This window comes from Nitrospinota bacterium (assembly GCA_009873635.1).
GTDB lineage: Bacteria > Nitrospinota > Nitrospinia > Nitrospinales > VA-1 > LS-NOB.
Genome location: WAHY01000009.1, coordinates 3,745 through 9,884 on the forward strand (window position 1 = coordinate 3,745; position 6,140 = coordinate 9,884).

Below are 6,140 nucleotides of genomic sequence, written 5' to 3' on the forward strand. Positions count from 1 at the left end.
TCAGATTTTCTTCGTCACTGATCAGGTTATCAATATTTCCTTCAGGATCGGAAAACAATCCAAATATGGGGCTGAAATTTGCATGGCAGGCATTGAGCAATCGAGTGCGATCGGTTTTTGCTTTGGACAGTGTGAACTCATGTGGCAGGATATTTCCTCCACTGAACGGTTCAGCTTTGACTCTGGCAAAAAAACCTGTGCGGCAGAATTGCATTCCCTCAAACTCATACTCCTGACTGTATACATAAAACCCTGGTTGGGGGTCACGAACCAACACTCCTTCTTCCAGCCACTGCTGGAATGTAGATGCGGAACGCGTATAGCGATTGTCCATTTCAGAATCGGTAGAAAACTCTTTGCCCAAAATAAGGCGCACAACATTATGCGGATTCTTTTGATAAAGAGTCTCCTGGAGAGCTGGGGAAATCACATCATAAGGAGGAGCGGTCACCTCGATCAAAGGTCCTGAAACTTTGGTGTTATACAGCAGACCGTGGAATGGTATTACTTCAAGCATAATGGGATCTCTTGTTTAAAAATCATGCGGGAAGGAGAGGTTTCCTGTTTTACAGGATACGATTATAGCAAACCACTATGAAGGGGCCAACCATCGAACTGCAGGAGCTATCTCCCCTTGCTAGAGGGCCTCACATTGGCACAACTCCCGTATGTAACGGACCAGGGAATGTATAGTTCCTTCATCTAAAGTATGTCCCCATGCGGGCATGCATGGAGCACGTCCAACTGAAAGTCCACCAAACTTTATAGCTTCATAAAGCTGCTCATCGGTTCGTGTTTCGAGATATTCGGCTTTGGTGTGGTTGCGGGGCGGGACGGTTAGAAACTTGGCGTTTATACCGTTGCCTTTTCCTTTCACACCATGACACTGTGCGCAGTACCACTGGTAGGTTTGACGTGTTTCATTTGTAACCTGTGCTGACTCATGTTGCGGGGTCTGTGGGATGACTTCAGTTGCTTGTTGTTGTGTGGGTGGTTTGTTTGCTGTAGTGGTCTTTTTATCTTGCCCACAGCCGGTCACAATTAATGTTGAAAGAATTGTTCCGATTAGAAAATGTTTGCGACTTACTACCATCAGATTATTTAATACCTTCTTTTTTAAGTGTCATGATGAATCGAGTGAATAAGTCCAGAGAGTCCGGGTCCAATTTGTAACGTGGCATACGCCCTTTTGCTATGTATGATTCTGGAGATCTCAACCAGTCCGCAACCCATTCGGCTTGCAGACGGTTACCTGCATTGACCAATGATGGGCCAGATATGCCTCCACGAACTTTTCCTGCAAGGTTCAAGCTTTGATGGCAGGATATACACCCGAATGTTCGTTCAAACTGGTATTTGATTTTTGTGCGCTGACCTTTTGAAAGAGTTTCCTGGTTGACTGATGCGGGTTTTGAAATTTTCAAGCCCATAAGGCTTTCTGCCAGTGCATTGGCATCCACTTCCTGAAAAGACTGATGAGGCGACAAATCGGCACCTTGCAAAAACCCGGGGTCATTAGTGAACCCGGCAGGTCTGATAACCTCGGGGTTTTTCAAGAATTGTTTCAGCCATTCTTTTTGGAACTTGTTGCCCGCATAATGCAGGTCGGGAGCAGAAAAACTGTCTGCAGTTTGTTCAGCACTTAACCGGTGGCAGGAACCGCAGTTTTTATCCTCAAGGGGCCCTGCGCTGGCGTGCTCCAGGAAAAGTAATAAGAATCCAAGAATAAAAAGGTTTTTCATGGCGCTGAGTTAATAGCAGGTTCATCATTTCTATTATCTCCGGTTTCACCATCCTGAAAAAGATCGTATAAAAACTCTATGATTTTCTCTTGCTGAACAGGTTCTGGTGTACCAGGTTCTAACATTTTGGGTTGCTGGGCTTCCGGTTTTTGTTCAATGGTTTCCGTTGGTGTGGTTTCCACAGAGGGTGCTTCCGGAGTAATCTTTACAAACTGGTTTTTGCTCACATCATAATAAAGGTCATCCTTTAATGAGGGTGGTTCCATTTTGTTTTCGCGTGCAAAGTGCCTTGTGTCATAGGGGAACTCATTTCTGGAGAGTAAACGCGGAAAACTCAATTCACGTAAGTTGAGGAAACGTAGCGAACGATATCGGTCTGTTGTTTCCTGCAGGGCAGAAATTTCTTCCGCATTGAGAAATCGAACTTCATCACTTGGGTAAGCAGTTTGCAGAGGTTCTCCACTTTGTGTTATCCCCTGCTTGAGTTGGAACTGCGGCAGGACCTGATTGTTTAAACGCAGTTCTTCAAAAAATGCTGTTGCGTATTTTATATTTTGCCGTAACGGGTCTCCTAACCCCGCAGTAAGTTCATTTTGATGGCAGGATTCACAGCTTCGTACTGTTTTGCGAATTGTATGTGGTGAATGGGCTGTCCAGATCATTCCTGTCCCTTCATCCAGAGTCATCGGTGGCTCGGCACGTTTAGTAGGCAGCCCTAAAGGACTGGTGCGGTCGGTTAGAAAATATTGATAGCGGGGTTTAAGTACCGAATATTTTCCACGATGATTTTTGCCTAATATCAGGTCCGACCACCCGGTCTCTGTAAATACTGTCCACCAATATCCCGGTAGACGATCCCCTGCAATACTATCGGGGCGGGATTTAGCGGACAGCCAGTTGATCATACCCTGAGAATCGTCTCCTGCAAGCATCTCCTGCAAACCCGGGTCTGACAGATTCCAGTCTTTCCATTTTTCTGGTGAAAAGTTATTTTCACGGATGAGATGCATACCCCATTCTCCTGCTGACCACCTGGCATGGCATGCCGAGCATTCCACTTCATCCATATGTTTGGAGACTTGATGCGCGATGGGCGGTTTAAAATCTTTCAGTAGAGGTATTTTGTGTTTCTTGCCGGTTACTTTTGATATTAGAACCCATTGGTCTTTTTCCTTCTTGATATGTGTCATGGGAGAAAAACTGGAATTCACAAGAACTGTATCTCCCACGCGGATTTTTCTTTTCAGGTTGGGATTCAAATTGGTTTTCTTTATTAGTTTCCTGGTCCTGTTATCTGACTCGATCAACAACAATCCTTCAGGTGATTTCGAATGGGTCCCATGGCAGTCAATACAACGTATCTGAACAGCAGAACGCAAAGCTTCCGGTTCAACTTCTGGTTTCATTTCATCACCAATGTGGCAATCGATACAATGCATGCCTTTTTCGCGATGTATATCTGGGACAAGAAACTCATGTTCCTTCCCATATAGAACCGGGTTCTCATCGTTGATGGATTCGGGAACAGAACGAGGCCGGGAAGGTTTGGCAAATAAACCTTCAAACTCTTCACCAACGCCATTATTGTTATGGCAATGTTCACATTGGACACTGGGTATAGAGGTGGTGAATTTATGAAGTAGTGGGTAGCCGCGACGATTGCTCATGGGTCTGCTCGCAAATTTTCGTCCAAACCGGTTTTGCACTTCTTCTTTATCTTGTAAAGCCTGGATTGCCCGGTCATGCGTTAAAGAAATCCCATCGTTTGTGTAGATCATATGGCAGGCGGAACACCCCGTTGAGCGGTAGTCTCCCGGGCGGTGTGGGCCAGGTGTATCCAAATGACATCTCAGGCATTTTGTTTTAAGAAAACCGTCTACTTCATGTCCGTTGCCGGTTGGAGGGTAGGGCTGTTCCTGTTCGCCAGGATACAGTGAGTAGGGCAACTCATCTGCTGGTTGAGCACCCCAGCCAAAACGTGTGATGTTTATCATGCGCTTAGCGGTAGCCATCACCGAACGGCCAATTCTTTTAACATGGCTTTCGTGGCATTTGCCGCAAAACCTAGGGGCATTCTCTGGGGATGAAGGATTTGCCACAAGCCCTCTATGTGCTCTCGGCAGGGATGAAGCCCTTCGGTTTCCTCCGTGACACCTGACACAGGACATCTTATGATTAGAACTAATTTGTTCGATACCCTGGTGGCAGGTGTAACAACCACCCCGTTTTTCCAGGTATTTGATTTTACCGAATACCCTGTCCATGGAAAATCCTGATTCACGATAAAACCGTTCAATAAATTTTTCTGTTTGGCCATAATTTTGAAACTGGACGCCGTCTATAGTGGTTCCGGGTTTTAAAATTTTTTCCGATTTTTTCTGAAAGCCGCGTACCCGGTAGAATGGATCGTTAAAGTCGGCGGCATCAAAATCTTTTTTCGAGATCGCTTCAGGCACCTGGACCATTTCTTTCGAGTCGCCTGTTAGCGGTAAATTGCTGTCAACTTCTGACTCCACTATCTCTTCGGTTTCCGGTTTGGTGCTTCCTTCCGGTTGAATAAAAAAGTCGAGCAGTCCCGTTGGCTTGCTTTCAGATTCATTAGACGGTGCTGCCTCACCACCAATGACACTTTCAAAAAAACCTGATTGGTTATTATTTTCGATTCCCTGTCCTGAAGAAAGAAAAGGAAGTGACCAGAAACTTCCCGCAATGATCAGCAATAAAGAAATTTTATAAAAACGATTCATTCAGCAGGTTGCCTCAAATTTAATATTTTTTTCCTTAATTGACGGTGTTCCATTGTACGTGCAAAGGCATAACTTTGGTTGATATTCTGATAGATGGGGTCATCATATTGGTCGTGGCATGGTATGCAGTTTCCAACTCTTAATATCCTGACTATTTCTTTCTGATTAAAGGTCCGGGCTTTTGGCTGACTGGTTCCAGCAAGAGCTTCACCTCGCATAGAAGTTTTAGCTTGTGGATCAAATTTTGATGCATTCAATATTTTGTCTGTTCGGTTCAAGGGGTCGACAAAATCATTTTTCCCGGTGAAACTTTTTCCTATTTTGAGATCTCCTGCCCCTAATCCTAAAGTTTCAGGAGACAAATGGCAACTGATACAAGACCGGGATTTTTTTTGGATTGAGTGCGGATTTAAAGCATAAGCCAGGTTTGATCCGGATGTGCCATGCGGATTAGTGAACTCCCACTTGCGATAATGGCCTCTCTCGTCTCCCATCTTTTCCAAAACAGGAATAGGGTGTCCTCGTTCGTCAAGAACAGTCAGTTGTTTCTCCTGTTGAATCAGCATGGGGGCTACCTTGCCTCTGGGGCCAATCATCAATGCGGGTTCTCCTATGTCCAGAGGGTGGAATTCAGGAACGTTTGATTGATCCGGGCCTATATTCTGATGGCATCCCGGGCAACGTACAACCCAGCGTGCGTGACAGGCTGTACACTCCAGTCGCGACTGGTGTTGGGGAATGGAGTGAGCATCAAGATAATCTTTCACCAATGGAATTTCATGAGCTTTTCCGGTTTGTTTGCCCATAGTGACCATGCGTCCATCCTGAACTTTTACGTTGGTCATTTTATGGCTGGTCGCGGTAACTGCCATCCAGTCTCCAACTCTGTTCGAGCCACCTGTATAATGTCTGCTGATCCGGATTGACGGATCACTGGGCTCAGTGATTTGTGAAATTAAAGGATAGGAGAGACTGTCTCCGTGACAAGTTTCGCACCGGATCTCAACGGCTTCATGTTGTTTGGAATAAATATTTCCGTCTCCCATTATATCAAGCTGTGTATGACAATCTGTGCAATCCATTCCTTTGGCAGTATGGACGTCTTTTTTGACTTTGCCTTTCCCGGCATACAATGAGAAACCTCTACTTGTTGCAGGTTTTTCAGTGGTCTCACTTTCTGATATCACAAGGTCATTGTTTGTTGATGGAATGTTCTCCTGTTCGACTGGATCCTCTTTGGTTTCGCTGGTATTGATAACTGAAGAAACATTTTCCTGGTCAGAATTATCGACAGACGTCTCCATATCAATGGCTGTGTTCTCAGTCTCCTCAAGCGTGTCCAACATCTCGTGAGGCTCCATGCCCAGGGTTTGTAAAGTGAATGACCTATGACACTGAACGCATGTGGCACGTGAAGGAATAGCAGGCATTTTGTGAAACCTCGCGTGTCCGGGTTTGGTACGGGAAACCGTGGGATCGTTACCCTCATAAAGCCCGGTTGCTGAATACTCAAAGTGGCAGGCAGCACAACCTTGAGAGCGGTATTGCCCTTCGGCAGGCGGCGAATCAATATGACATTGAAAGCATTTTTTACGAAGGAGGTGGTCGGCCGGATGTTTTGACACGGAAACCAACTTTTCCCGCTTTAGAA

4 protein-coding genes and 1 pseudogene (1 of these 5 running past the window's edge) are annotated in these 6,140 nt (G+C 45.5%); all 5 read right to left on the reverse strand.

Annotated features, from left to right (window positions below; translation table 11 throughout):
- Nucleotides 1-517 (reverse strand): annotated as a pseudogene (locus F3741_07020) (DUF1015 domain-containing protein) (it extends 878 nt beyond the left edge of the window).
- 120 nt (nt 518-637) lie between these two features.
- Nucleotides 638-1,093 (reverse strand): cytochrome c, encoded by a 456-nt coding sequence (locus F3741_07025; GenBank protein ID MZG30547.1) that lies wholly within the window; start codon nt 1,091-1,093, stop codon nt 638-640.
- 4 nt (nt 1,094-1,097) lie between these two features.
- Nucleotides 1,098-1,742 (reverse strand): hypothetical protein, encoded by a 645-nt coding sequence (locus F3741_07030; GenBank protein MZG30548.1) that lies wholly within the window; start codon nt 1,740-1,742, stop codon nt 1,098-1,100.
- Complete coding sequence (locus F3741_07035; GenBank protein MZG30549.1) at nt 1,739-4,489, reverse strand: hypothetical protein; 2,751 nt, start codon at nt 4,487-4,489, stop codon at nt 1,739-1,741. The genes F3741_07030 and F3741_07035 overlap by 4 nt, the downstream gene beginning before the upstream one ends.
- Nucleotides 4,486-6,114, reverse strand: coding sequence for a cytochrome c3 family protein (locus F3741_07040; GenBank protein ID MZG30550.1), 1,629 nt, complete (start codon nt 6,112-6,114; stop codon nt 4,486-4,488). Before F3741_07040 ends, F3741_07035 begins: the two co-directional genes overlap by 4 nt.
- Nucleotides 6,115-6,140 lie beyond the last annotated feature (26 nt).

Coding starts and splice junctions, on each gene's coding strand:
- F3741_07025 (MZG30547.1), bottom strand. CDS start 1,093: ATGGTAGTAAGTCGCAAACATTTTCTAATCGGAACAATTCTTTCAACA.
- F3741_07030 (MZG30548.1), bottom strand. CDS start 1,742: ATGAAAAACCTTTTTATTCTTGGATTCTTATTACTTTTCCTGGAGCAC.
- F3741_07035 (MZG30549.1), bottom strand. CDS start 4,489: ATGAATCGTTTTTATAAAATTTCTTTATTGCTGATCATTGCGGGAAGT.